Here is a 26,730-nt window from a genome sequence, read left to right on the forward strand (position 1 = left end):
GGAAAACTTATACAGGGCCGGTAAATATCAAGTTAACCGGCCCTGTACAATGTTGCACTCTATTTAAGCCAATTTTGCCGCAATATCTCTTGCTATCCAAACACCACAGGCACTTGCTTGGGCCAAGCCTCTGGTTACACCTGCCCCGTCACCGCCGGCATATAAGCCGCTAATTTCCGTTTCAAATTTATCATTTAATTTCGGCCGGCTGGAGTAAAACTTGGCCTCCACACCGTAAAGCAGGGTATGCTCACAAGCCAGTCCCGGTGTAACATGATCAAGGGCTTCAATCATTTCGCAAATACTTTTCATGGTACTGTAGGGTAAGGCCAGAGCCAAGTTACCCGGCACCGCTTCTTTCAGCGTCGGCTCAACAAAACCAACCTTAATTCTCTTTTCAGTTGATCTTCTGCCTTTTAAAATGTCACCGTACCTTTGCAGCAAAACACTGCCGTTAGATAAGTCGTTTGCTAATTTAGAAATTGCCCGCGCATATTCATTTGGCTTGTTAAAAGGTTGCGAAAACTTGTGCGAAACCAATATGGCAAAGTTAGTGTTCCCACTGCCCAGTTTTTTATCTTGGTAAGCATGTCCGTTAGCCAGCATCACACCGCTGTGATTTTCAATTACCACATAGCCGGAAGGGTTACTGCAAAATGTCCTTACTGTTGTGCCTACTGAGGTGCGATAAATAAACTTGCCTTCGTATAGATGTTCATTTATCTCTTCCATAATGGTGTCCAGTGTTTCTACACGCACACCCACATCAACCTGGTTGTTGGTCATCTCTAAATTGTGCTTGGCCAATACTTCTTCCAGCCATTTAGAGCCGTCTCTGCCCGGCACAATCACTACTTTTTTAGCTTCAAAGTATTGCTCATCTTTAGTGACAATACCGCTAACGGCTAACTTGCCGCTCCCGTCTTTTTTTACCGTAATATCTGCTACTTCAGTTTCAAAAATCATGTCAATTTTATCTTTTAAGTACTCGTAAATGTCAATTAAAATTTTTATGTTGCGCTCGGTACCCAGGTGACGGACCCTGGCCCTAAGCAGCTTAAGACCCACTGCCAGTCCTCTTTTCTCGATGGCTTTAACCGCCGGCGAAGTAGGATCGGTAATTTCTGACGGCGCACCGTGCTTTAAGTTAATTTCATCTACATAGTTAATTAATTTCAAAACTTCAGAAGGAGGCAGATAGTCGGTCATCCAGCCGCCAAATTCAGTAGTGATGTTAAATTTCCCGTCCGAGTATGCCCCGGCACCACCAAAACCGTTGGTAATTGAACATGCCGGAATACAGCCGGCGTAATCTTTTTTCTCATTAGCCGGCGGACACTTTTCCAGTTTTTTTTCCAACATCGGACAGCTGCGCTTGTATATGTCCCTACCCTTATCAATCAACAATACCTTTAAAGAAGGCGCTTTCAAGGAAAGTTCATAACAAGCGAAAATACCCGCTGGCCCGGCCCCTACAATAATTACGTCATACCCTTTGCTCATTGCTTTCACTCCAAGCTTATATTAGTCTTTTAACATCCCAAAGTTACATTATATACCAACTAAAATTATATAGCAAACTTATTTATTGTAAGAAAAGGAAAAAATTTAAAAACCGATCCCCATCAACATAATTAGAATTATATACCCACTAAATAGAATTGCCAAGGCAAATTAAATAAAGGTGTGATAAAGCACACCCTTATTTATTAATTTGATTTGGCTGTCTTTAATTCAGTTTTTGCCTTGACATTAGATTGTTCTTCTTGAAGATGTTTCAGGTAGCGGTTTGTTTCCGCCACTACCACGCCACTTAAGCCCAGTAAGGCAATTAAGTTGGGGATGGCCATTAACCCGTTCACTATATCGGCAATTATCCAAATCATATCCAGTTTAAGAAAAGCGCCCAAGCCCACTAAAACTATAAAGATAATGCGGTAAGGCATAATTGCTTTTACCCCGAACAAATACTCACAGCAGCGCTCGCCGTAGTAATTCCACCCCAAGATGGTAGTAAAAGCAAAAAAGGCAATAGCGATCGTTAAAAGGTGGGGTCCAAACGCCGGGAACCCGGAGGCAAAGGCCAATTGGGTCATCGCCGCACCTTCGGCTGTACCGCACCACACGCCGGTAACTACCAACGTCAAGCCGGTCATGGTACAAATAATAATTGTATCAATAAAAGTACCGGTCATGGAAATTAAACCTTGTTCTGCCGGCCATTTGGTTTTTGCCGCCGCCGCCGCAATCGGGGCACTGCCCAGACCGGATTCGTTAGAAAAGACGCCCCGGGCAATACCGAACTGAATAGCCATCATTACGGTTGCTCCTAAAAAGCCGCCGGTTGCGGCAGTACCGGTAAAGGCACCGTTGATTACCAGTTTAACTGCCGCCGGCAATTGTTCTATGTGCATTATTAAAACTGCCAGGCAGACAACAACATAAAAAACAGCCATAAAAGGCACAACCTTAGTGGTAACATTAGCGATTCTCTTAATACCGCCAATGGTTACCAAGGCTACCAACAAGGTAATTACAGCGGCAGTAAGATAAACGGGAATGCCCATGGAGTTTTCTGCCGATGATACGATGGCGTTTACCTGGGGAAAGGTGCCGATGCCAAAAAAGGCAACTAAAATACCGCTTATGGCAAACATTATCGCCAATGGGCGGAATTTAGGGCCCAAACCTTTTTCAATATAGTACATCGGCCCACCGGAAATTTGCCCGTTGTCATCTACCGTGCGATATTTAACAGCCAACAGTCCTTCGGCATATTTGGTAGCCATGCCAAAGAAGGCTGCCAGCCACATCCAAAAAAGGGCCCCCGGGCCGCCGGCATAAATAGCGGTAGCCACCCCGACAATGTTGCCGGTACCGACGGTAGCCGCCAAGGCGGTACAAAGGGCACCGATGCTTTTTATATCGCCGGAACCGTCATTTTTAGCAGTGACAATAAGTTTTAATGCCAGCGGCAGTTTACTTACCTGCAGCAGTTTAAGCCTAAATGTAAGTACAATCCCTGTCCCCACCAAAAGAATTAAAAGCGGCGGCCCCCAGATATAAGCGTCGATAGTTTGTAACAAATCCATAATGTTCATTGCCTCATCTCCTACTTTGTTGTTAAAAAATAAAAAAGCCAAATCAGAAATGATTTGACTCTTGAAAGCAACAGGCAAAGAAGCAATTAGTCAGCATTAAATTTACTAACTAATTGTATAGCCTCCTCTGTCCTTTTGCCTGAGAGATTGAACAGCTGTACAGACTGTTTTGCCCCTTCGGCGCCCTTATTATGTAAGGGTCTCTCCAGAGTCCTGTCCGCCGGTGGTTCCGCTTTTTAACAAAGCACCTGAGAGTTTAGCTCCTTCGGTGGGCCTTTCGGCCGCTCTCCCACAGGCATCATTCAGTGTCCATATGCGGTTGTTACGTAGGATATTATAATTCTAACTCTTGGAAATAGCAACAGTTAGAAGTAATATTCTAATATTCTGACTTTTATAAGTCTATAAGTCCCTTTTTGTATCTGCGGATACCAAATATGCTCCCCTCAAAGCCAAGGAGAGCACGGCAATATATTTTAAATAACCGTAACTGCTTATATTCTCTTAATAATTGAAAACATATGGTTTAATATATACCAATTTTGCGGAAAACTGTTATCCAGCTGCCAATAGCTTACCCCTCTTAATTGATATTCGTTAATTAGTTCCAGTTTGGCTTGAATGCTGCGAGCGTCTTCAAACCAAACAACATGGCTGCTTCCCTTTTCATCTGTATAATAAAAGTACGGCGCTTGTGCCTCTTCATCGTATTGAACGGTGGCCCCATATTGAGCGGCTAACTGCAACGCACTTATCGGAGTAACTCTAACCGCCCATTCGCCGCCCGGTGCATAAGGCAGTGTCCAGTCATAACCATACAGCGGTATGCCAAACATTACTTTTTCCGGTGGAATGACTGAAACTGCATAATCAAGCACTTCTCTTACTTCATTAATCGGGGCAACGGCCATGGGTGGGCCTCCGGCATATCCCCAATCATAGGTCATCAACACAACAAAGTCATTAATCCTGCCTTGAGCGGCATAGTCGTGGGCCCCATGCCATTCTCCGGTGGTTATGTCATAGGGTTTGGGAGCTAAATCTGTTGATAGCACATAATTTTCAGAATGTAAAAGGGCATAGGCTTTAGCTACAAAATCATTGTATAATTGCCTGTCTTCGGGCGGAATTCTTTCAAGGTCAAAATTTACTCCGTAATAACCCTTTGCCTTCAAAACCTGCAGGATGTTGCCAATTAAAAGGTCTTGAATGTTTTCATCTGACAAAATAGCATGAGCTATTTGGGGATCAAAGTTCCCTTCCCCTAAGTTCGTTAACACCATTAAACCTGCTACATTATACTCTCTCGCTGCCTCTATTACCGCTAAATCATCTAAAGGCTGTAAGCTGCCGTCCGCATTAACTTGATAACTAAAGGGGCTGATATAGGTTAAGGACGGTGCGGCTTCATCAATTAATCTTGGGTTTTGTTGATAATAACTTGGTTCCATCCAGGCATTAACTTCTATCGCCCGCAATTGATTGCCAGCATCACCGGGAATAATCAAAGCCATGCCGGAAATAAGATGGGGCAATTCATAGATTGCATTTATATCAATAATTCTTTGCATGTTAACTTGATATCTGTTGGCAATCATCTGTACTGTCTCCCCCGGTTGCACCACATGTATCAGCAATGCCCTCCCCCTTTCTCTTTTAAATACTGTATTATATTCATATCAAGGTGTATTGCTTTCGGTAATTGGCTAGGAAAGGAGAAAAGCTTACATGCAGGAAAGAGTTGTTTGCCGCAAATGCCGCTATTTCTATATCACCTGGGACAAGCGTTTTCCCAACGGCTGCAAGGCTTACGGTATCAAAACAAAATACCTGCCGTCCGTGGTTGTGCTCAGAACGACAGGTAAGGGCTGTGCCTGTTATCAGCCGAAATAACGGTTATTATTTAATCTTTTTTCAAACTTTTGTCTGTACTCATGTAGCTGCCGCTACCCTGTTCAGGGGCAAGGTTTTGTTCCGTCAGCCCCTTAACTTTAAAGGTCGGCGGATCATAAGAACTTATTTTTTCGTCATTTGCGCGCTTAACAGGTTTCCTTTTGCTCATCAAATCGCCTCCCGCAAATAGGATAACCGAAAAGCATAATATCTATGAAAACCTGTCTGCACAAAGAAAAGGCCCTGTGCTTTTTATTCCACAGGGCCCGGCAACAAAGATATCAGTGCTGTGTCTGGGATACCGCGCTATACAAGGTGCCAACAACAAACACAATCAAAGCGGGCACTACCCAGCCCAACCCCTGATCGTGCATGGGCAAGTAAACTAAGAGCTTATCCAGCCCAAGCTGAATGCCGAGTCGTTGGCCGATTGATGCCGCCAAGTTTACTAATGCTAATATTGTAGTAATGCCGACGGTAGTTACATAGACGATCTTTTTACCTTTAAATAGGTTGTGTATAATGCCCAGCAATACTAAAGCAATAACGATGGGGTATACTGTTACCAACAGCGGAACCGACACTTCCAAAATAGTGGCTAAACCCATGTTTGCCAGAAGTGCACTAACTAAAGTAGCAATTATACAAATCGTATTGTAGCTCACACGATTATTGGTTAACCTGCTAAAGAAACTGCCGCAGCTGGCAACCAGGCCAATGGCCGTTGTTAAACAGGCCAAAGCCATGCCTATAGCAATGGCAACTTTACCAAAAGAACCAAGTAAGTATTCAGACATGAAGGAAAGCAATTCCCCTTGGTTATCACCGGCATACAATGTACCGGTAGTAGCCCCAATATAGGCCAGACCGATATACACCGAACCTAAACCAACTGCAGCAACAATTCCGGCTATGATGGTTATTTTGGCGATTTCGTTATTATCGGTAACACCCTTGTTTCTAACCGAGTTGACAATAACCAAACCGAAAATTGTCGCCGCTAACGCATCCATCGTATTGTAACCTTCTAAAAAGCCTTGAATAAAGGGTGTGCTATAATTTGCTGCACCGATGCCTGCACCCGGGCTAACAATGCCTTTAAAAATAATAATACCGAGAAATAATAGTAAAAACGGGGTAAGTATTTTCCCCAAATTATGAATAATTTGACTGGGACGTAAAACAAACGCTAAAACAATACCAAAAAATATCACCGTGGTTATTGCTAAAGCCAGAGACGACATGCCGGGGCTTAAGTCACCTAAAAAGGGTGCCACCCCTACTTCATAAGTGGTAGCGCAAGTACGCGGAATGGCCAACAGCGGGCCGATACAAAGTACCACCACGGTAGTAATAATTTTACCGAACAAGGGGTTTACTCTGCTGCCCAGCTTTTCCAAGTCACCGCCTGCCATAGCCACTGCCGTAACCCCTAACAAGGGCAACCCTACACCGGTAACTATAAAACCAAAAACAGCCAGCCAAAGATCTTCCCCGGCCAGTTTACCTAACATTGGCGGGAAGATCAGGTTGCCGGCACCGAAAAACATAGCCAATAAGGCCAAACCGGTAACAAATATCTCTCTGTTACTTAACTTCATGAAAACCCTCCTCCATGCTGCAAAAATAAAGCTTGTCCAGGGTGAGTATCAAACATCTCGGCAGTACAATAACCTATATCCTAAACTAATTTACACCGAGTGTCAATTATTTATATTACTTTTCAAATTGTCTATATTTTTACACAACTTGATTGTGATTTGTACAAAAAATAAATTAAGCTTCATGCCGACGGCAGAAGCTTAATTTTGTTCGCTCGTTTAGTTTTACATGCTGTAAAAAGCTACAAAAGCTTGATAAACATAAAGATGATCTTTTACACCGGCCAATTCTCTTATTGAGTGCATCGCCAGCATGGGGTTGCCGATATCTACGGAACGGATGTTTAAATGCCTGGCTGTAATTGGCCCAATAGTAGAACCGCCTCGTAAATCCGAACGGTTAACAAAGGTTTGATAAGGAATGTTGTTTTCCCGGCAGATAGAAGCAAACACCGCCGTTGAATCACTGTCTGACGTATACCTTTGATTGGCATTGATTTTTATCACCGGTCCGCAGTTGATCCGGGGTTTGTTTACCGGGTCATGCCTTTCCGGACTGTTGGGGTGTACCGCATGAGCCATATCCGCTGAAATGAAAAATGAGTTGGCCACCGCGCGAAAATAATCTTCCCGGTGCTTACTGGATAGCACAATTTTATTTTTGTTCTCGGCTAATACAATTCTCTCCAACACTGTAGCCAGCAGCGGCGAATCCGCTCCCTGCTTGCTACTGCTGCCAACTTCTTCATTGTCAAAGCAGGCCAACACATTGACCCCGGACTTGGGCTTGGCGCCGCACAATGCTTTGAGCCCTGCATGCACCATAGCCAAGTCGTCAATGCGGGAAGCGGATATCAGCTGCTGATCACTGCCAATGATACTTCCCTTTTGATGTTCGTATAAAAACAGGTCAAAATCCAAAATATCCTCTTCCGGTAGGTCTGCTTCCCTGGCTAACAGTTTTAACAAGTAGTTTTGCGGCGTAAGTTGATCATTAATTAGCCTGATTATCGGCAGGGTGTCTTTTTGCGCGTTTAATTTTATCCCGTCGTTAACACTGCGATTTAAATGAACGGCTAAATTGGGAATAACCAGCAGCGGACCCTTGATGTTTACCAGCTTGCTTTCCGGCCACAGCGGATTATTACTGCGCACGGTAATCCGCCCGGCCAGGGACAGCGGACGATCTAACCAAGTGTTAATAATCGGGCCGCCATAGATTTCGGTATTGAGTTTTAAGTAACCGTCCGCCGACATTTCCGGATAGGGCTTAATGCAAAAAGTCGGGCTGTCGGTATGGGCCCCGATTATTTTAAAGCCTGATTCCGCAATACTGCCTTCCCCGATAACAAAGGCAATGCAGGCGGAAGAATTTGCCGTTACATAATATTTCCCCCGCTGCTTTAGGTCCCATTTATCCCTTAAATGCAATTTTTTAAAGCCGTTATTCTTTAAAACGGCTTCCATCTCACTCACGGCATGAAAGGCCGTGGGGCTGCGATCAATAAAATCAATTAATTCCGCAGCCAGCCTTTTTTCTGTCACCACCTGTAATTCTCCCCTCTTAATCATTCTTTGATCATTATAACCGAAACGGTGGTTTAAATGGGTAATTATAGATGTTTCCTTACAACCATGAATGTAACTTTTGCTAAAACATAAGCAGGGAACACCTTGGCCGTCCTGCATATCTGAAGCGGCAGCACTGTCAAGAGCGTTCCCTGCTTTTTAACGAAATATTATCTTTTCACCTAAAGGTGCTTTTCATTACTATCCTGGCGCCAGGCCTCTAACCGAAAGGTAAAGGCCGGCCCCAATTTCCATGCCCCACAGACATGTCCTTTTGTTCACAAATCTGGCTTTAACTAACCGAAAGGTCTTCCGTACACTCATCGGGGCAAAACTGCTTTTCGGACAATCTGATAATGTCATTGTAAACTACAATGCGGCCTAAAATTTTCAGCAGCTCATTTTTGGTGTCTTCGGCAATATCTAACCGCTGGATTCTCTTTTGCAAATGTACACACGAGGCATTGCAAATATTGTTGGCGTCTTCTAAAAATTCATCATCGTCAATGTTCCCGATTACCGTCACTGCGCTAATTGGCAGATTAATCAGCTGCATACAGGAGCAGCGCCACACATCTACGCTATCCTCATGTACCGACACCACCCGGCCGACTTTTTCTTTATGCAGTCCTACTTTTTGCGTAGGCTCCCAGATAACAATATCGTTTTCTTTTATTTTTTTCATGTTAATCCCCCTTTTCTTTGTAATTTTGTGATTGTGAAATCTATTGCAAATAGCATACCACTTATTGCTTAATTTTAAAAGGGGTTTTGAAGATATTTATATTTTAAGTTAATTTTTACAATTCATTATTGAGCATTTTTTGCCATTAAAAAATGCTGCCTGCACTTTCTGATTTTTTGTCCTGCCTAAAAGTTGCCTAGGGGCTAACTAAAAATAAAAATGCCCCTCCCATGGCAGAGGAGCATTTCCGTCATATTACTATGGCCCAAGGGTTTATTCTACCGCTGCCGTTTTTTCCAGCTCATCCAACAGCTGCCCAAACAGATCCAGCGCGTCCTGCACCGGTTGAGGCGAAGTCATGTCTACACCGGCAGCTTTCAGTAAGTTCAGCGGATAATCCGAGCCGCCGCTCTTTAGGAAGTTCAGATATCGGTCAACGGCAGGCTGTCCCTGTTCAATAATTTGGTTTTTCAAGGCGATTGCCGCCGACAGCCCGGTGGCGTATTTGTAAACATAAAAGGCGTTATAGAAGTGCGGTATGCGCGCCCATTCCAAATCAATATTTTTATCAATTACAATATCATTTCCGTAATAATCGACATTTAATTGATGGTAAATGGCACTCATTGATTCTGCCGTCAACGGTTCTCCCGCTTCCGCCTTTTCGTGGATAATCTTTTCAAACTCGGCAAACATCGTTTGCCGGTACAAGGTAGCTCTGATTGTTTCTAAATAATGGTTAATTAAGTACAGTTTTTTCTCTTTGTCATCTATGTTTTTCAGCAGGTAGTCCATTAACAGGGTTTCATTTAAGGTAGAGGCCACCTCAGCGGTAAAAATGGAATAATGAGCGTTGATATAGGGCTGCTGGCGGTAAGCGTAATATGAGTGCATCGCATGTCCCATTTCATGCGCCAGGGTAAAAAGGTCATTTAAGTTGTTATCGTAATTTAACAGCACATACGGATGCACGCCATAGGGCCCCCAGGAATACGCGCCGCTGGTTTTTCCCGGACGGTGATAGACATCCACCCAACCGGAATTCAGCCCGGCGGTTAAGTCCTGAATATAAACCTCTCCCAGCGGCTGCAGCGCCTTGGTAATCAAGTCTACCGCCTCGGGATATTCCACTTTCCACTGCACGTCTTTAACCAGTGGGACGTAAATATCGTACATGTACAGTTTATCTACACCCAGTATTTTTTTGCGCAAAGCAACATAGCGGTGTAACAGATCTAAATTAGCCCGTACCGTTTTAATTAAGTTATCATAAACCCCTGTAGGAACGTTATCGGCAAATAATGCCGCTTCCATGGCCGAAGGATGTTTGCGTGCCCGGGCATAGAAGATGTCCTTTTTTACACTGGTGCTCAATGTTGCGGCCAGCGTATTTTGACGGGCACGATAGGCGCTGTATAAGGCATTGTAGGCGTCTTTTCTCACCCGCCGGTCATAACTCAACATTAAGGTTTGATAATTGCCGTGGGTAATTTCCACATCCTTTCCCTTTTCGTCCTTAATGGTGGGAAACTTCATATCGGCAATGTTGAGCATGCGGAAAATTTTATCCGGCCCTTGCATCACCTCGCCTGCCTGAGCAAGCAGCAGTTCTTCACTTTCAGAAAGGGTATGGGGTTTCTGACGAATTACTTCACTTAAGAAAAACCGATAGTCTGCAAAATCCGGCCGCTGTTTATATTGATTTACGGTCTCCGTAGGCAAGGAGAGTAATTCCGGCAGAAAAAAAGAAATGGCGGCATTTACTCTGGTGTTTAAGCCGACGGCCCGATCCTTTAAGGCCTGGTATTTGGCATTGGTGTTGTCTTCGTCTAGGCGCATGCTGGCGTAGACAAATAACTTCTCGTTAAGCATTTGCAGTTGTTCAATATCCTTTAAGGCATTTAACAGGGTATCCGCCGACTCCCCCAACCTTCCCCGGTAGGCAGTAACTTCACCGATCAGTGCTTCTACTTTTTTAAAGTCCTGTTCCCACTTTTCATCATCGGCATAAATGTCCTCTAAATTCCAAGTGTATCGTTCATCAACCTTGTTCATTTCCGCATCCCCCTTTTTCCAAAAAAATGCATCCGTATAGGGCAGAGCAAAGTTTAACCCTATAAAGGTAAGCATAGCGGTGATAAAGCCTAAAAGAATTAACTTGCTATATCTTCTAATTTTTTTCAGTTTTTCCTGCCACTCCTTTATTTTGGCTTACACAAATAGTTATGCCAAATTCCCCCGATATCATGCAGCAAAAAGACAACAAAAAAGGCACTTCCCTAACGGGAAATGCCTTTCCGGTTTTTCTTCAAAGGTTACTGTATTTATTAAAGTACAACCACGTTTGCCGCTTGTGGACCGCGGTTGCCCTCGACAATTTCAAATTCTACCTTCTGCCCTTCTTGCAGCGTTTTGAAACCGTCCATCTGAATTGCGGAAAAATGAACAAAAACATCGTTGCCTTCATCAGTTTGGATAAAACCATAACCTTTTTCTGAATTAAACCATTTTACTGTTCCTTGCATTAAATTTGGCCTCCTTGAAATTTCTTTAAAAAGGGACTACCACAAAACATCTTTGAAACCTAACCCGCTAAAAGGAGGCCAAAGTGTTTCAGTGAAGTCATCCTTTTTAACAATTTTAATATTAGCATTAAATCTTCTAAATAGCAAGCAAATATCTAAAGGTGAAATTAATAGAATTTACCATATATTTCCGGGTTGGCTAACTTTTCCGGATATAAACAACAATTACTTCTATAATAATATTATTGTTGAAGGAGGTTAGAGCATTGGCAGTACTCGGACAACCCTTGGGCGTGCAATTGTTGGCAGAAATGTGGGATTGCAACCCGGATAAGTTAAACGATGTGAAAGGTATCGAAGAAATGATGATCGCGGCGGCCAAGAAATCTGAGGCCCAAATTTTAAAAGTGGTATTTCACCCTTTTGAACCTCATGGTGTAAGCGGTGTGGTTGTGATTGCCCAATCACATTTAACCATCCATACCTGGCCGGAATTAGATTATGCGGCAGTTGATATTTTTACCTGCGGTGACGATGTAGACCCTTGGACGGCATTAGAGAGTATTGCTCAATACTTAGATGCGGAGGACGCCCATGTAATAGAAATCAGCAGGGGTTTAAAGAATTTAAAGTTGCGGAAAAAAACCGCCGCAAATTAGGCAATAAAAAAGGCTGAAGCACTACGACACTTTAAATCGTTGTGCCACAGCCTTTTTTATTACTGTTCTTCTTGGTTGCCCGGGGCTTCGGCCAATGTTTCTCCCTCTTTGGTTACAGTAAGGGCAACATATTTATGGAAAAAGTACTCTGCCGCGGCAATAACCAAAGAGATAACCAACAGTCCGGTTAGGTTAATCGGATCCCGGGTCAGCACCGAGTTCATCAGCCAAATGGCGATAAACGCTATACCGGCATCCGCTACTGTGGCCGCAGTATTATTAAAGCTGGGCAAAATCCATAAGTCCCCAATCAGGTAAGCGGCAACGGTTAGTACCAATGCCGTAATTAATGATTCCGTTATAGTCATGGTGCTGATCGCCGGTAAAGCAATTGCTGATATTACCGCCAACGCGGCAAATTTAATAAGCAATGCTGTAGCGTGATTGAATTTCCCCAATTTCAATACCTCCTAGAAATATATCTAGGGGTATTATTCCATTTTTTGGTGAAAATAATACATTAAATTGCATTTTTTATATGTTCAAGGTAAGTAACATTGCCCTTGTGATCCAGCCCAATTGCCACTACATCAATGCGGCACTCCCGCTCCCCTTGATTTTCTTTTAACATATAGTACTGCGCTACTTTTCTGATCTGGGCTCTTTTTCGCGCTCCGATTGTTTCCTGCGGCAAACCGTAACCCTTGCTGCGGCGCGAGCGCACCTCCACAAACACCAGCACACCGTTGTCTTCGGCAACTACATCCAGCTCACCTAGCCGACAGCGGTAATTGCGGCAAATAATGCGCATGCCACATCTCTTTAAATAATTAACCGCCTCTTCCTCTCCCCGTTTGCCGGTTGCCTGCCTAAAAACAGTCATTTCCCGTCCCCTCTGCTTTGTTGTTTGCTCAACATTATACTCAAAATTTTCTTATCCGGTTAACAAAATTAACCATAATCAGAGAACCTTTTGGCAGGATTTTACTATAATGAATGCAAATAGGAGGCGATAAAATGCAAAATCATGATCCAATTACCGGTTTACCGCTGTGCAGTGCAACCTATGAAAAAATTGAGCAGGAAATTGCTGCCGCTGAAAGACAAAACTGCGCACTGTCTTTAGTCATGATCAATATCGACAATTTTGACGCTTTCAATCGGCAGTACGGTTATGAAAAGGGCAATAAACTACTGCTCCGTTTAAAAAACTTATTGCACGGTTTTACGCGTAATACAGACTTTATCGGTCGATGCCCACCGGCAGACTTTGTATTGGTGTTACCTTTTACTGACTTAAATGAATCCTACACCGGCGCACAGCGTATTGTTGACATGTTGGAAGCAACCCCCATTGACATTGACGGCTGCAAAGTAAAGTGCACCGCCAGTGCCGGCGTCAGTCAGTACTCTAAAAATATGAATGCAGAAACCTTTTTTAAAATGACAGAAAAAGCCCTGCTTTATGCTAAATACCGGGGTAAAAACCAAGTGCAATGCTAATGACTGCTTTATAGAGAGGATAAAAAAATGACTTGCATCCGGCTTTAAAACCGGATACAAGCCATGTTTTTTGCTTAGTGCAGGAAGAAAGTGCTAGCCGCAGTATTCAATATTTCCGCAAGGGGTTCGGGGTAAATACCGATAAACAGCGTACCAATCAAAGCGGCAATTAATACCACCGTGACGTTACCGGAAAGGGCAATGGGCGCCTCTTCTTTCGGCTCATCCCGATACATTACCAAGCACACCCGCAGATAGTAGTAAACTGAGATCATCGACATCAGCAAACCTAAGAGGGCCAGCCAGAAATAATCGGCAATAATGGTTTGGAACAGGTAAAACTTGCCGACAAACCCTGCCAGCGGCGGAATACCCGCCATGGAAAGCAGGCTGACGGTTAATACCGCCGCCAACAGCGGCGCCCGCTGGGCCAATCCGGCGTAATCCGCAATTTCCTCGCTTTTAATTTGATCATATACCACGGCTATCACAACAAAAGCTCCCATGACGGCAAACACATAAAGGAAGGTATAAAACATTACGCCCTTAATCCCTGCTTCAGTAGCCGCCACCAGGCCAACTAAAATGTAACCGGCTTGAGCAATGCTGGAGTAGGCAAGTAATCTCTTGATGTTTGTCTGCACAATGGCCACTAAGTTACCGATAACCATCGAAAGTGCGGCCAGCAGGGCAATTAACGGCATCCAAGAATCAGCAGTATAAATTAAGCCGCCGATAAACACCCTTAATAATATTGCCAGCGATGCAGCTTTAGAACCAACAGCCAAGTAGGCGGTTACCGGTACCGGTGCACCTTCATAAACGTCCGGTGTCCACATGTGGAAGGGAACTGCTGATACTTTAAAGCCCAATCCGGCAACTAACAATGCCAGTCCAAAGAACAGTACCGGAGATACCTGTCCGGATATAATAATCTCTGCAATGTCATAAATTATGACCGTCCCGGTCATTCCGTATACCAAGGAGATACCGTAAAGCAGCGCTGCCGAAGACAAACCGGCCAAAATGAGATATTTTAAACCGCCTTCCGCACCCTTTTTGTCCGTTTTGCGCAGGGCCACTAAAATTACAAAAGCAATGGTCATTAATTCCAGACCGATATACAAAGTGATAAAGTCACCTGCTGAAGCCATAACGCTCATACCTAATGTAGCAAACACCAGCAGGGAATAGTATTCGCCGGCTGCCCTCAAGCCGTCAACGTACTTGGTGCAGCCCAGGGTTACCAGTAGCGCCGCGGTTAGGCACAGAATTTTAAAGAAGCGAGCATATTGATCAACAACATACATGCCGTCAAATAATGTTCCCTGCTCATTCCACCCGGCAACGGTAACCCCCAGGGTGGCGAGCAATCCGAATATTGTTATCGCCCCCAGGCCGCTACGGGCATTTAAGGGAGCAATTAAGCCTAATATCAACACTGTCAGCCCTAATACAGCCAACATCATTTCCGTTGTCAGCAAGCTGTAATCAAACGGCATTTACAAATTCCCCCCAATCCGCATGGCGTCGGGAATATAGTCAGCAATGTGATTCAATATCGGTGTCACGCCGCTGTCAACCATATCAAAGAGCAGTGCCGGGAAGAAACCGCCAAGTACTAATACAAAGCCCAAAATTGCCAGCGGCACTGTTTCTGCCCCTTTGATGTCCTTTAAGTGATTGTATTCATCGCGCGGCGGCCCAAACAGCGCATTGGCCGCGGCACGCAGAACATACAAGGCGGTGATAATGATCCCGGCAATAGCGATCACCGCCATTGCACCAAAGCGTTCAAAGGAACCGACAAAAATAGTGAACTCGGGGATAAAGCTGATTAAACCCGGCAAACCCAGTGAAGCCATGGCAGCCATCATGAAACCGACAGTCAGCCGAGGAAGTTGGCGTGCCAAACCGCCTAATTCATGCACATTGCGCGTATGAGTTTTTTCATATATAAACCCAATCATGGAGAAGAACAATGCGGCCATCACACCGTGAGCAAACATATTAGCCACCGCACCGTTAACCCCAACTACACTTAATGTTGCTATCCCTAACAGCACATATCCCATATGGCTGACGGAAGAATAACCGACCAGGTATTTTAAGTCTTTTTGGGCCAAGGCCCCAAATGCGGCATAGGCACAGCCGGCCACGCCTAAAGCGGCAATCAGCGGCGCCCAGAAAACCGCACCGGCCGGCATGACAAACAAGGCTATGCGAATTAAACCGTAGCCGCCGATTTTCTTTAATACCCCGGCGTGAATCATCGATACAGCGGTCGGAGCACCGGCGTAACCGTCGGGTGACCAACTGTGAAGGGGAAACATAGAAAGCAGCGAACCAAAACCAATGAGCATTAAAAGGAACATCCAAATTTGGAACTGTTCCGGAAATTCCACCATACTTAGCCCATAAAAACTCATATCCGGGGCACCGGTTATTTCCACCGCCTTGACAAAGGTGGCAATCACTGCCGTCAGCAGAAAGGCCGACCCAATCAGCAAATAAATTGTCAGCTTCATGCCGGCATACTCTTTGGTTACCCGTTTGGAGCTACCCCAAATGATGACCAGAATGTAGATGGGAATAACTACAACTTCATAGAACAGCAGGAAAATAAACAAGTCTTGGGCAATAAAAGTGCCCATTACCCCGGTAATTAAAATCAGCAGTAACACAAAGAACTCCTTTGAGCGGTTGGGAACATTCCAAGAAGCAAATACCGCCGTAAAGCCAATTAAGTTTGTTAACAGCATCATGGGCAGCGATAAACCGTCTACCCCCATGAAGTAAGTTACACCTAGGTCTTCAATCCAGGGAATCCGCTGCACAAACTGCAGCCCGCCCTGTGATTGGTCGTAAGCAATATAGACATAAATACTGATGGCCAATGAAACAAAGGTACCGATGGCAGCAACCGCCTTATGCAGCCCGGCTTCATCTTTTGGTAAAAACATCAGCACAAAGGCTGCAGCCAGCGGAGACAATAACGCAACAGTCAGTATCGGGAAATTCATTATTTTACACCTCCCATGACCAACATAGCTGAGGAGGAATTATTATAAACCAACACTACAGTGATTACCAATACAGCTATAAAAAGTACCAACGCATAGGTCTGCATTTTACCGGTTTGCAGGTAACGTAAACCTGCACCGCTGCCGCGGGTTAACGCTGCCAAGCCGTTGACAATGCCGTCAACCACGTAAATATCAAATAAAGCAATCAGGCGCGCAGTGCCGTCCACAGCTTTGCGATTAAACCACTGATAGATCTCGTCAATGTAAAACTTGTTATACGACAGTTTGTACAAGCCGGGGAATTTGCCGGCTAACTCTTTTGCCAGTGCCTTTTCTTTATCTTTGTAATACATAAGGTAAGCCAAGCCAATACCGGCCACTGCCAGCAGTACCGACAACAACATCACGGCGATATTGACTTCCGGGTGATGCGGCAAGCCGAAGAAAATCCATTCCTGCCACAGGGGCATAAAAGGTGTGCCGACAAAGCCGGCGGTAATGGCGAAAAATGCCAGTACTACCAGCGGTATGGTCATGTTTAAAGGAGATTCATGCGGATGATTGTCCGGTTTTTCTTCGCCAAAGAAAGCCAGAAAAATGAGTCTCCACATGTAAAAAGCGGTTAAAAAGGCGGTAATGGCCGCCAGCAAGAACAGTACATAGTGGCCTTCTGCCCAAGCCGCCAGAAGAATCTCGTCTTTAGACCAAAATCCGGCAAAGGGAGGAATACCGGCAATGGCTAAACCGCCAATAACAAAGGTCCAGCCGGTAACAGGCATCTTTTTAATTAAGCCGCCCATTTCCCAAACGTCCGCCTTATCGTGCAGCGCGTGCAGTACCGAACCGGCAGCGAGAAACATCAATGCCTTAAAGAAAGCATGGGTCCATAGGTGGAAGAATGATGCGGTAAGACTGCCTACACCTAACGCCAGCATCATATAACCTAATTGGCTGACGGTAGAATAAGCTAAAATGCGTTTAATTTGGCGTTGGGTAATAGCAATAAGGGCAGCAAAAATAGCCGTAAAAGCCCCGATGACCGCTATCAGCTGCATTGCCGCGTCCACTTCAACAAACAGGAACATGCAGCGTCCCACCAGATACACACCGGCGACAACCATGGTGGCGGCGTGAATCAATGCGGATACCGGTGTCGGGCCTTCCATGGCATCCGGCAGCCACACGTGCAGGGGAAACTGACCGGATTTGCCAATCGGTCCGATAAACACCAGGACGGCAATCAGGGTCATCATGGCAGCTGTAGTATAATTTTCAAAGTTAGGTGCAATTTCAGCCAATTCTTGGAAATTGAGAGTACCGAAAATTATTTGAATTAACAGCATGCCCAAAATCAAGCCAAAATCCCCAATACGGGTGGTAATGAAAGCCTTTTTGGCCGCTTCCCGGGCAGATATGCGGTGGGAATAGAAACCAATTAACAAGTATGAACAAAGCCCCACCAGCTCCCAGAAGACAAACATTTGCAAAAGACTGCTTGATAAAACCAGCCCCAGCATGGAAGCTGCAAATAAAGATAAATAAGCAAAGAATACCGAGTAACCGGGGTCACCATCCATATAACCGGTGGAATATATCTGAATCAGTGATGCAACCATGGTAACCATAAAAATCATCATGGCTGATGAAGGATCCAACAGGGTACCGACATCAACATTCAGCCCCTCCATGCCAAACCAGCGTATGGTAGATACCAACGCTTCCTGTTTAAAAGCAACGTCGGTAAAAACGCCGTAGGCTGCCAGTGTAGCCACCGCAAATGAAGCCAGCATAAAAGTTATCGACACCGCTGAGCTTAACTTAGGCAGCGGCCGGGTAACAAACACGATCAGCAAAAAGGAGAGGGCAGGCAGTAGAGGCACCAGCCAAACATGATTCATCGCAAACTCTACCATTTATTCAGCACCTACCTCGCTTCAGATTCATAAAAGTTACCATTTAAGCCAATCAAAATCGTCTAAGTTAACCGACAGCTTGTTCCGATAAATTAAAATCAAAATTGCCAAACCCACGCCGATTTCGGCAGCGGCCACGGTAATCACAAATACCGAAAAGATTTGGCCAATAAATGCTTCCGGGGTAATAAACTTGTTAAAAGCCACCAGATTAATGTTTACGGCATTTAACATCATCTCGATACAAATTAACACCATAATGGCGTTTTTCTTGGTCAGCGCTCCAAAAAGGCCAATGCAGAAAAGCACCGCCGAGAGAATAACAAAGGGCAAAAGGCTAGTCATTGGCCTTCACCTCCTTGGCCAGGAAAACCGCTCCTACCAGTGCCACCAGCAGCAAAATTGCCGCCGCCTCAAATGGAATTACATATTTTGTCAACAGCAGCTCCCCAATGTGGGCAACGGTATCGGTAGGTACAGCGGTCCCGGACAGTAGCATGCCGTGAGCACTCAAATAAGCTAAAAGACCGGCTACCACAACAATGAGACCGACAAGGGGGGCGGCAATAAAAATCCGGTAGTTAAAGGGGTTGGTCTCTTTCATATTGCTGCGCTGGGTAAGCATCACAGCAAAGATAATCATAATCGACACCGCTCCCGCATAAATAAGCACCTGGATAACTGCCAAATACATGGCGTCCAGCATTAAAAACACAACGGCAACACCTAAAAAAACAATTACCAGCCACAATGTGCTGTGCACAATATTTTTACTGAAAATTACCAGTAGGGCACAAACTACAATTACTGCCGCCAGTATCCAAAATGCAAGTTGTTCCATTTACTTGCCCTCCTTTTCCCGGAGTTCAGCAGCAGCCGCATCTGCTGCCTTTTTAGCAGCTTTCTTGGCCTCCAGAGCTTTTTGGGCTTCTTCTTCCAAACGCTTCTTTTCTTCCTCCGGCAATGGCTCCCGATCAGCTAACACCAGCGGTATATTTTCTAAACGGTATTGAGACAATTCAAAGTCTTTTTCGCTGGCCAGTGCTTGCGTCGGACAGGCTTCAATACAAAAACCACAGAAAAGGCAGTACCTCAGATCCATCACGTACTTTAACAGCCGCTTTTTACGCGCCACTGTTTCTGATTCCAGCTGGATCACCTTATTGGGGCAGGCCCGGACGCACATTTGGCAGCTAATACACTTATCTTGATCGAGGGTAAACCGCCCCACAAAGCGATCCGGCAGCGGATATATCTCTTCCGGATATTGAACGGTTACTTTTTTCTTAAAAAATTCCCGTATTGTTACGCCTAATCCCTTAATTAAGCCTTCACCGTACATTCACATCACCATCCCATCCATTGAAAAGCCTTCATCGCCACGCCGGTGACGAAGATGTTAGCCAAGGTCAGCGGTACCAGCAGTTTCCAGCCAAAACCCATTAACTGGTCAACCCGAATCCGCGGAAAAGTCCAGCGGGCCCACATTTGAATAAAGATGAGCAAATACACTTTCAGAAGTATCCAAATCCATCCCGGAATAAAGGTCCAGCCAAAAGGTGCCAACCAGCCACCTAAGAATAATGTTGCCGCCAAAAATGATACCAATACCATGTTGGCGTATTCAGCCAAATAGAACATGGCATAAGCCATACCGGAGTATTCGGTAAAGGGCCCGGCAACAATTTCATGTTCCGCTTCCACCAGGTCAAAGGGTGCCCGGTTGCATTCCGCCAGGCTGGCAATGAAATATATTACAAAAGCCACCGGTTGCACAAAGATAAACCAAATATCCTTTTGGGCTTCAATTATTTCACTCATGTTTAATGAACCGGTAATCATTACTACCCCAAGAATGGCCAACAACATCGGCAGTTCATAACTAATCATTTGCGCTACCACACGCATGCCGCCGAGCAGCGAGTACTTGTTGTTCGACGACCAGCCGGCCATCCAGAAAACAACCGTGGACATTGATGCCACTGCCACAAAGTAAAGCACGCCAACGTTGAGGTCGTAAGCAACCATATTGTCCCCAAAAGGCACCACCAAAAATGCGAGAATCGGCGGAACAAAAATTAATATCGGTGCCAGCAGAAAGATTGGTTTATCTGCACATTTAGGAATAATTATTTCTTTGCCCAGTAATTTGATTGCGTCGGCTACCGTTTGCAAAAGTCCCCTGGGGCCGACACGGTTAGGTCCCAGGCGGCACTGGATAAACCCCGATACTTTACGCTCCATATATACCAGCCAAAGCACGTTAAGCAGTACAAATACCAGTATGCCTGCCAGTTTTACCACCATCATTACGGCGTCAGTTAATAACGGGGACAGCCCGGCGTTTTCCAGTACTGCGCGCAGCAAGCCGGCAATATTTACAAACAGGTTTTCCATGCCTATTTCCCCCACTTCAGATTTGTTATGCGTCAACTTCACCAAGCACAATATCAATGCTGCCCAATATGGCCACAAGATCCGCTATCTTCCAACCCCGGCACATTTCATCCAGCAGGGCCAGATTGATAAATGACGGACGGCGAAAGTGTACCCGATAGGGGTTTGTACTGCCGTCACTGACAACATAAAAACCGATAATTCCCTTCGCCCCTTCAATTTCGTGGTATACATCCCCCTTAGGAGGCTTGATTACTTTCGGCACCTTGGCCTTTACCGGCCCGGGAGGAAGTTCTTTCAGCTGTTCTAAAGCCTGCTCAATAATGCGATGGGACTGACGCATTTCTAAAATGCGACAGTAATAACGGTCAAAACAATCACCGTTTTCACCCAGCGGCACGTCAAAATCAAAGCGATCGTAAATACCGTAAGGACGAACCTTGCGCAAATCGTAATTAACACCGGATGCCCGCAGTACCGGGCCGCTGAAACTGTATTTAATCGCGTCTTCAGCCGACAACACCCCAACGCCCTTGGTTCTGGCTAAAAAAATCTCGTTGCCGGTGATTAGATCGTTATATTCATCAATACACGATGGGAATATTTTTAAAAATTTGTCTATCTCCGGGTAAAATTCATCCGGCAGGTCATAGGCAACGCCGCCGATACGCATGTAACTAAAGGTCATTCTTGCCCCGGAGATCATTTCCAGCATGTCCAACAGCCTTTCCCGCTCACGGAAGGTAATTAAAAAGGCGGTAACTCCTCCTAAGTCCTGAACGTAAGCGCCGGTAGCAAGCAAATGACTGGCAATCCTGGACATTTCGGCCACAATAACGCGAATATATTCCGCCCTTTCGGGCACCTCAACACCCATTAACTTTTCCACTGCCTGAACATAACCTAAGTTATTTAACATGGAAGCCAAATAGTCTAAACGATCGGTATAAGGAATCACCTGAGAATAAGTCCTTGATTCCGCCAGCTTTTCAATGCCCCGGTGCAGATAGCCCAAAATCGGTTCAACTTTTACCACCGTCTCTCCGTCAAGCTGCACAAGCAGGCGCAACACACCGTGAGTTGATGGGTGCTGTGGCCCCATGTTAATGGTAAACTCTTCAGTTTTCAGCAATACCTTACACCTCTCTTTCCAGCCGTTAATCCCGCCCGCCAACCCATGTAAAGTCCTTGCGCAGCGGGTAACCTTCAAAATCGTCATCTAGCAGTATCCGCCGCAGATCCGGGTGGCCGGTAAATTTTATGCCAAACAAATCAAAAATCTCCCGCTCCTGCCATAGGGCACCGGGCCACACTGCAAAAACTGACGGTACTTCCGGCTGTTCACGGTTAATATTTGTTTTTACCGTTAAAGTATTGCCGTCAGGCACCGCACAAATGTTGTAAACCAACTGAAAGTACTCCTTGTAATCTACGGCCGTTTCATTCGTCAGGTAATTAAAGCCATACTCCTCCCGCAGTTCTTTGAGCACGCATATCAGCTGCTCTGTCGGCACCAACAGGCAATCCCCGTCAACTTCCACGGCAGGGTATTTACTTTTTATCTGCTGCATTATTTGATTGCTTTCCATGGTTTTTCATCCACCACCTTGGGATTGGTTACCTTTTTCTTCAAAAGCAACATCCCCTGAATTAATGCATCCGGTCGCGGCGGGCAGCCGGGAACGTAGACATCAACCGGAACTACTTTGTCTGCCCCGGCGACAACGGAATATGAGTCAACAAAAGGTCCGCCGGAAATGGCACAGCTGCCCATGGCCACAACCCACTTAGGTTCCGGCATTTGCTCATAAATCCGCCTAATGTAGGGAGCCATCTTTTTGGTAATGGTTCCGGCAATGATCATTACGTCAGCCTGCCGCGGTGAAGCGCGAAAAACCTCATAACCAAAGCGAGACAAGTCATAACGCGGTCCGGCTGCGGCCATCATTTCAATGGCACAGCAGGCCAGTCCAAAAGTCATCGGCCAAAAAGAATTGGCGCGACCGATATTTAACAATTTTTCCAAAGGAGCCAGAAAAACGGTTCGCTTAACCTGTTCAGCCAGTGCGGCGTCATCTGTCAGCTCATCAATTGGGTGTTTTCCAGCGTCTGTGTTCTTTATTTCCATTCCAACGCTCCCTCCTTCCAGGCATACCAGAGGCCGACTACTAAAATAAAGATAAAAATTATCATTTCTAGAAATGCAAACAAGCCCATACTGTTAAACTTAACCGCCCATGGGTACAAAAATATTGTTTCCACGTCAAAAATCACAAACAGTAAGGCAATGATAAAATATTGAACTTTAAACCGTACCCATGTCGGTCCCTGAGTCGGCGGGCCACACTCAAATGTTTCTTCTTTAATTGCACTTTTACGGCGCGGATGAATTAAAAGTGAGGCTAATATACCCCCTAAACCAAAGATTAATCCGAGTACAAGAAAAATAAAAATAGCACCACCGGTGGAAAGCATACCTACTTACCTCCTTCCCATACTAATAATTATTATTTAATATTGTTTAACATAAAGAAACAAAAAAATATTACATCTTAATCCAAATCTTGTTTCAAAGTGTTATTATTAACTAATCTACTAGTAAATTGTATCAAAGTTTAATATTGTATATATTTTATTTATTGTTTGAATAATTATTTATTTTGGGTAATATTATAACATACTGTTTAAGCAATACAAAATGATATATATCAATTTTTGTTTTACATTTTGTGAATATTTTATTTAACATCTTTAGCTATAAATATTTTCAACTTACATTCAACTTTTGTTATCTAGTTATTTATATAACTTGGTACTTCAATACATTTCTGAAAAAATACTAAATTATCTATATAATTTATTACTTTGATACATCCTTGGGGAATAATAAACTATCTATATAATTTAGCACTTTAATACATCCCCGGATTTGGTACTTTAGTATATCTCTGGAAAATAATAAATTATTTATATATTTTGTCACTTTAATACATTTCTGGAAAATAATAAACCTGCAAGATTTACTTGCAGGTTTATCTTTGAATATATTTTTAAAACAATTTTAAATTAACAACTTGTTGTACCGGTGCAAAGCCGGTACGGTGAATGCTACATGGGCCATGCTTGGCAAGTGCTTCCAGATGTTCTTTGGTGGGGTAGCCTTTGTGTTTGTCAAAACGATATTGGGGGTATTTTTGGTGATATTCATTCATCAGGCGATCCCTGGTAGTTTTGGCAATGATGGAAGCGGCGGCAATAGAGGCACTGATACCGTCACCGCCCACTATTGTTGTACAGGGTATCGCCAGCTTCGGGCTGCCGCTGCCGTCAACCAGTGCGTGATCGGGCTTAAGGCTTAGGCTATCAACGGCTCTTTTCATCGCTAACAGGGATGCCTGATAGATGTTGTGCATGTTTATTTCTTCTACCGATGCCAGGCCTACTGACCAGCACAGTGCATATTGCTTGATTTTATCGGCCAGTTTCTCCCGTTTGGCGGCAGACAACTTTTTAGAATCATTTAACCCATAGAGCTTTACATTTGCCGGCAGTATTACCGCAGCGGCCACTACCGGTCCGGCAAGGGGACCTCTTCCCGCTTCATCCACCCCGGCAATGTAGCGCACTCCTTCACTGTACAGTTTTGCTTCGTATTTAAAGAGTTTTTCCAGCCTCATTCTTTCGCAGAGATCTTTTTCTCTCTGCCGCATTAAATCCTGATAAATTTTTTGTACACCGATACGTGAATCAGCGGCTAAAGCCTGCAGCAAGTTCCCGTCAACACTTTCAGCATCCAGCTCTTTGAGCAAATCCTTTATTTGTGAAACGGTAAGTTTGGAGATATCCATATTATTATTCACCTATATTGTTTATTTCCACGTCCTTTGGCCTTTCTAAGGATATGCGGCCAATTAAACCGGATTGAAATTCTTTGAGCAACAAAACTGCCGCCTTCTCGGTGTCCACAACCCCGCCGCTCTGCAGCAGCCCGCGCTTAAAGCCAATGTTTTCTAACAATACATAGGGATCTTCGGGCAAAGACTCTAACTTATATCTGGCGGCAATGCCGTTGGCTTGGCTTTGTTTCAGCAGGGTTTTTAGTAAATAAACCGTTACTTCTTCCGGGTTAAAAATAGTGTCTTTAATTGCTCCGGTAGCTGCCAGCCTGAAACCTACTTCCGGATCTTCAAATTTCGGCCACAGGATACCGGGTGTGTCCAGCAGCTCTAAATCCTTATGTATTTTGATCATTTGCTTGCCTTTGGTCACACCCGGTTTGTTGCCGGTTTGGGCCGATTTGCGGCGGGATAAGCGATTGATAAATGAAGATTTGCCGACGTTGGGTATCCCTACTACCATACAGCGCACCGCCCGCGGGCGGCGGCCGGATTTAATCAGTTTCTGCATTTTATCTGCGGCCAGCATTTTCACCAGTTTGGGCACTTCAGAAAAACCTTTGGCTTTTGTCGAATCCAGGCCAATGGCATTTATGTAAGGGCTTTTGAAAGTATGTATCCATTGTTCGGTTACTGTCGGATCCGCAAGATCCGCCTTGTTGAGCACCACTAACCGGGGCTTGGTGCCCAATATCTTGTCGATCATCGGGTTGCGACTGCTATAGGGTATTCTGGCATCCAGCAGTTCGATCACTACATCCACCAGTTTTAGGTTCTCTTGCACTAAGCGCCTGGCTTTAGCCATGTGACCGGGATACCACTGAATGACGCTTTGCTGCTCCAAAACCCTCACCACCGTATCAGTTGGCTAGGCCAACTCTGTTTATAGGCCAATAGATTAATACTGCTTTGCCGATAATGTTGTCTTCCGGCAAGGTACCCCAAAAACGGCTGTCCTCGCTGAAGTTCCGATTATCCCCCAGCATAAAGTACTCGCCTTCCGGCACCTTCAGCGGGCCGTAGTCCACATACTCCATCCCTTCCGGCAGGTAGTCTTCTTCTATCAGTTTACCGTTTATGTATAATTTACTGTCGCGCAGCTCTACCACTTCTCCCGGCTTGGCAATTAAGCGTTTGACAAAGTTCCGCGAAGGGTCTTTAGGGTATTTAAACACAACAATGTCACCCCGTTCGGGTTCGCCAAAGTTATAAGCCAGTTTGTTGACAATAATGCGGTCATTAATTTGCAATGTCGGTTCCATTGAACCGGAAGGGATATAGAAAGGTTCAATGATAAACATGCGAATGATTACCGCCAATATTACCGCTATGGCGATAGACTCAATTAGTTCCCGCAAAGAAGATAGCTGTTTTTTGGTATCTTCCCCATCTGTCGGTTCTTTTATATTTTTATCAAAGTCTCCCATTTTGACCCCCTTGCCCGCAGTTGGCGTTTTTTTATGTTTACCGGCTTAAACCGCCTGCGGTCATTTTATACCGGCATTTAGTTAAGTATAACAAAAAGAGGACTGCCTGCAAAAGCCAGTCCCCTTTGATTATTATTTTTTTCTGAGTTCTTTAATGCGGGCTGCTTTACCCTGTAACTTGCGCAGATAGTACAGTCTAGCCCTTCTTACGCGACCGCGGCGCACAACTTCGATTTTATCAATTTTTTGGCTATGCAGCGGAAAAGTTCTTTCTACGCCTACACCGTAGGAAACGCGACGAACGGTAAAGGTTTCGCTTAAACCGGAGCCTCTGCGCTTAATAACAACCCCTTCAAACACCTGAATCCGCTCGCGGTTACCTTCAATAACTTTATAGTGCACTCTAACAGTGTCACCGGCTCTAAATTGAGGAATATCATTTTTTAAGTATTCCTGTTCCAATGCTTGTATGAGGTTCATCATTGTCCCTCCTTCCGGCTGGACGTTCATACCTTCTATAAATTTTAAGGTAGCG

The 26,730-nt window shown here is 44.7% G+C and carries 29 protein-coding genes and 1 riboswitch; of the genes, 3 read left to right on the forward strand and 26 right to left on the reverse strand.

What is annotated here, in order from left to right; genetic code table 11:
• Window positions 1-63 precede the first annotated feature (63 nt).
• From ACZ5NG_RS06565 to ACZ5NG_RS06575, 3 genes are all read right to left on the reverse strand, one after another.
• Window positions 64-1,503, reverse strand: a complete 1,440-nt coding sequence (locus ACZ5NG_RS06565; protein ID WP_464251027.1) for an NAD(P)/FAD-dependent oxidoreductase — start codon at window positions 1,501-1,503, stop codon at window positions 64-66.
• A 206-nt stretch (window positions 1,504-1,709) separates the two neighbouring features.
• Window positions 1,710-3,101, reverse strand: coding sequence for an alanine/glycine:cation symporter family protein (locus ACZ5NG_RS06570; protein ID WP_464251028.1), 1,392 nt, complete (start codon window positions 3,099-3,101; stop codon window positions 1,710-1,712).
• A 117-nt stretch (window positions 3,102-3,218) separates the two neighbouring features.
• Window positions 3,219-3,320, reverse strand: a riboswitch (glycine riboswitch).
• Between the two features lie 275 nt (window positions 3,321-3,595).
• Window positions 3,596-4,738, reverse strand: a complete 1,143-nt coding sequence (locus tag ACZ5NG_RS06575) for a glycosyl hydrolase family 18 protein (protein ID WP_464251029.1) — start codon at window positions 4,736-4,738, stop codon at window positions 3,596-3,598.
• 91 nt (window positions 4,739-4,829) lie between these two features.
• On the opposite strand from ACZ5NG_RS06575, the gene ACZ5NG_RS06580 reads away from it, so the two are divergent.
• On the forward strand, window positions 4,830-4,994 hold the full coding sequence (locus ACZ5NG_RS06580) for a uracil-DNA glycosylase (RefSeq protein ID WP_464251030.1): 165 nt from the start codon (window positions 4,830-4,832) through the stop codon (window positions 4,992-4,994).
• A gap of 10 nt (window positions 4,995-5,004) precedes the next feature.
• Here the strand turns inward: ACZ5NG_RS06580 and ACZ5NG_RS06585 are convergent, their stop codons facing one another.
• The 6 genes from ACZ5NG_RS06585 to ACZ5NG_RS06610 form a co-directional block, all read right to left on the reverse strand.
• Entirely contained in the window at window positions 5,005-5,163 is a 159-nt protein-coding gene (locus ACZ5NG_RS06585) for a hypothetical protein (protein ID WP_464251031.1), read from the reverse strand.
• 112 nt (window positions 5,164-5,275) lie between these two features.
• Entirely contained in the window at window positions 5,276-6,595 is a 1,320-nt protein-coding gene (gene brnQ, locus ACZ5NG_RS06590; protein WP_464251032.1) for a branched-chain amino acid transport system II carrier protein, read from the reverse strand.
• A 225-nt stretch (window positions 6,596-6,820) separates the two neighbouring features.
• The gene (locus ACZ5NG_RS06595; RefSeq protein ID WP_464251033.1) at window positions 6,821-8,143 is read right to left on the reverse strand and encodes a M18 family aminopeptidase; all 1,323 of its coding nucleotides are present in this window, start codon (window positions 8,141-8,143) and stop codon (window positions 6,821-6,823) included.
• 313 nt (window positions 8,144-8,456) lie between these two features.
• A complete protein-coding gene (locus ACZ5NG_RS06600) occupies window positions 8,457-8,849 on the reverse strand; it encodes a hypothetical protein (protein WP_464251034.1) in 393 nt (130 codons plus the stop codon).
• A gap of 273 nt (window positions 8,850-9,122) precedes the next feature.
• Window positions 9,123-10,904, reverse strand: coding sequence for an oligoendopeptidase F (gene pepF / locus ACZ5NG_RS06605; protein ID WP_464251035.1), 1,782 nt, complete (start codon window positions 10,902-10,904; stop codon window positions 9,123-9,125).
• 272 nt (window positions 10,905-11,176) lie between these two features.
• Window positions 11,177-11,374 carry a cold shock domain-containing protein gene (locus ACZ5NG_RS06610; protein WP_464251036.1) on the reverse strand — a complete coding sequence of 66 codons (198 nt, stop codon included), beginning with the start codon at window positions 11,372-11,374 and terminating at the stop codon, window positions 11,177-11,179.
• Between the two features lie 266 nt (window positions 11,375-11,640).
• Between ACZ5NG_RS06610 and speD the strand changes: the two genes are divergently transcribed.
• Window positions 11,641-12,033: an adenosylmethionine decarboxylase gene (speD, locus tag ACZ5NG_RS06615; protein ID WP_464251037.1), complete on the forward strand. Its 393-nt coding sequence runs from the start codon at window positions 11,641-11,643 to the stop codon at window positions 12,031-12,033.
• Between the two features lie 59 nt (window positions 12,034-12,092).
• Here the strand turns inward: speD and ACZ5NG_RS06620 are convergent, their stop codons facing one another.
• Window positions 12,093-12,491, reverse strand: a complete 399-nt coding sequence (locus tag ACZ5NG_RS06620) for a DUF2512 family protein (protein WP_464251038.1) — start codon at window positions 12,489-12,491, stop codon at window positions 12,093-12,095.
• A 62-nt stretch (window positions 12,492-12,553) separates the two neighbouring features.
• Entirely contained in the window at window positions 12,554-12,916 is a 363-nt protein-coding gene (locus ACZ5NG_RS06625) for a YraN family protein (RefSeq protein ID WP_464251039.1), read from the reverse strand.
• Between the two features lie 134 nt (window positions 12,917-13,050).
• On the opposite strand from ACZ5NG_RS06625, the gene ACZ5NG_RS06630 reads away from it, so the two are divergent.
• Window positions 13,051-13,536, forward strand: a complete 486-nt coding sequence (locus ACZ5NG_RS06630) for a GGDEF domain-containing protein (RefSeq protein ID WP_464251040.1) — start codon at window positions 13,051-13,053, stop codon at window positions 13,534-13,536.
• A 74-nt stretch (window positions 13,537-13,610) separates the two neighbouring features.
• Here the strand turns inward: ACZ5NG_RS06630 and ACZ5NG_RS06635 are convergent, their stop codons facing one another.
• From ACZ5NG_RS06635 to rplS, 15 genes are all read right to left on the reverse strand, one after another.
• The gene (locus ACZ5NG_RS06635) at window positions 13,611-15,038 is read right to left on the reverse strand and encodes an NADH-quinone oxidoreductase subunit N (protein WP_464251041.1); all 1,428 of its coding nucleotides are present in this window, start codon (window positions 15,036-15,038) and stop codon (window positions 13,611-13,613) included.
• A complete protein-coding gene (locus ACZ5NG_RS06640) occupies window positions 15,039-16,559 on the reverse strand; it encodes a complex I subunit 4 family protein (RefSeq protein WP_464251042.1) in 1,521 nt (506 codons plus the stop codon). It abuts the gene before it with no gap.
• The gene (gene nuoL, locus ACZ5NG_RS06645; protein ID WP_464251043.1) at window positions 16,559-18,475 is read right to left on the reverse strand and encodes an NADH-quinone oxidoreductase subunit L; all 1,917 of its coding nucleotides are present in this window, start codon (window positions 18,473-18,475) and stop codon (window positions 16,559-16,561) included. Before nuoL ends, ACZ5NG_RS06640 begins: the two co-directional genes overlap by 1 nt.
• Before the next feature lie 36 nt (window positions 18,476-18,511).
• The gene (gene nuoK / locus ACZ5NG_RS06650) at window positions 18,512-18,820 is read right to left on the reverse strand and encodes an NADH-quinone oxidoreductase subunit NuoK (RefSeq protein ID WP_464251044.1); all 309 of its coding nucleotides are present in this window, start codon (window positions 18,818-18,820) and stop codon (window positions 18,512-18,514) included.
• Window positions 18,813-19,316: an NADH-quinone oxidoreductase subunit J family protein gene (locus tag ACZ5NG_RS06655; RefSeq protein WP_464251045.1), complete on the reverse strand. Its 504-nt coding sequence runs from the start codon at window positions 19,314-19,316 to the stop codon at window positions 18,813-18,815. The genes nuoK and ACZ5NG_RS06655 overlap by 8 nt, the downstream gene beginning before the upstream one ends.
• Window positions 19,317-19,817 (reverse strand): NuoI/complex I 23 kDa subunit family protein, encoded by a 501-nt coding sequence (locus tag ACZ5NG_RS06660; RefSeq protein ID WP_464251046.1) that lies wholly within the window; start codon window positions 19,815-19,817, stop codon window positions 19,317-19,319.
• A 5-nt stretch (window positions 19,818-19,822) separates the two neighbouring features.
• Complete coding sequence (nuoH, locus tag ACZ5NG_RS06665) at window positions 19,823-20,872, reverse strand: NADH-quinone oxidoreductase subunit NuoH (protein ID WP_464251047.1); 1,050 nt, start codon at window positions 20,870-20,872, stop codon at window positions 19,823-19,825.
• Window positions 20,873-20,897: 25 nt separating this feature from the next.
• Complete coding sequence (locus tag ACZ5NG_RS06670; RefSeq protein ID WP_464253117.1) at window positions 20,898-21,974, reverse strand: NADH-quinone oxidoreductase subunit D; 1,077 nt, start codon at window positions 21,972-21,974, stop codon at window positions 20,898-20,900.
• A gap of 55 nt (window positions 21,975-22,029) precedes the next feature.
• Window positions 22,030-22,461 carry an NADH-quinone oxidoreductase subunit C gene (locus tag ACZ5NG_RS06675; protein ID WP_464251048.1) on the reverse strand — a complete coding sequence of 144 codons (432 nt, stop codon included), beginning with the start codon at window positions 22,459-22,461 and terminating at the stop codon, window positions 22,030-22,032.
• Window positions 22,443-23,000: an NADH-quinone oxidoreductase subunit B gene (locus ACZ5NG_RS06680; protein ID WP_464251049.1), complete on the reverse strand. Its 558-nt coding sequence runs from the start codon at window positions 22,998-23,000 to the stop codon at window positions 22,443-22,445. The genes ACZ5NG_RS06675 and ACZ5NG_RS06680 overlap by 19 nt, the downstream gene beginning before the upstream one ends.
• A complete protein-coding gene (locus ACZ5NG_RS06685; protein WP_464251050.1) occupies window positions 22,991-23,347 on the reverse strand; it encodes an NADH-quinone oxidoreductase subunit A in 357 nt (118 codons plus the stop codon). Before ACZ5NG_RS06685 ends, ACZ5NG_RS06680 begins: the two co-directional genes overlap by 10 nt.
• Window positions 23,348-23,922: 575 nt before the next feature.
• On the reverse strand, window positions 23,923-24,720 hold the full coding sequence (locus tag ACZ5NG_RS06690) for a ribonuclease HII (RefSeq protein ID WP_464251051.1): 798 nt from the start codon (window positions 24,718-24,720) through the stop codon (window positions 23,923-23,925).
• Between the two features lie 4 nt (window positions 24,721-24,724).
• Window positions 24,725-25,573: a ribosome biogenesis GTPase YlqF gene (gene ylqF, locus ACZ5NG_RS06695; RefSeq protein WP_464253118.1), complete on the reverse strand. Its 849-nt coding sequence runs from the start codon at window positions 25,571-25,573 to the stop codon at window positions 24,725-24,727.
• Window positions 25,574-25,628: 55 nt separating this feature from the next.
• Window positions 25,629-26,195: a signal peptidase I gene (lepB, locus tag ACZ5NG_RS06700; RefSeq protein ID WP_464251052.1), complete on the reverse strand. Its 567-nt coding sequence runs from the start codon at window positions 26,193-26,195 to the stop codon at window positions 25,629-25,631.
• 132 nt (window positions 26,196-26,327) lie between these two features.
• Window positions 26,328-26,675, reverse strand: coding sequence for a 50S ribosomal protein L19 (gene rplS / locus ACZ5NG_RS06705; RefSeq protein WP_464253119.1), 348 nt, complete (start codon window positions 26,673-26,675; stop codon window positions 26,328-26,330).
• Window positions 26,676-26,730 lie beyond the last annotated feature (55 nt).

Source organism: Desulfovectis peckii (assembly GCF_055391705.1).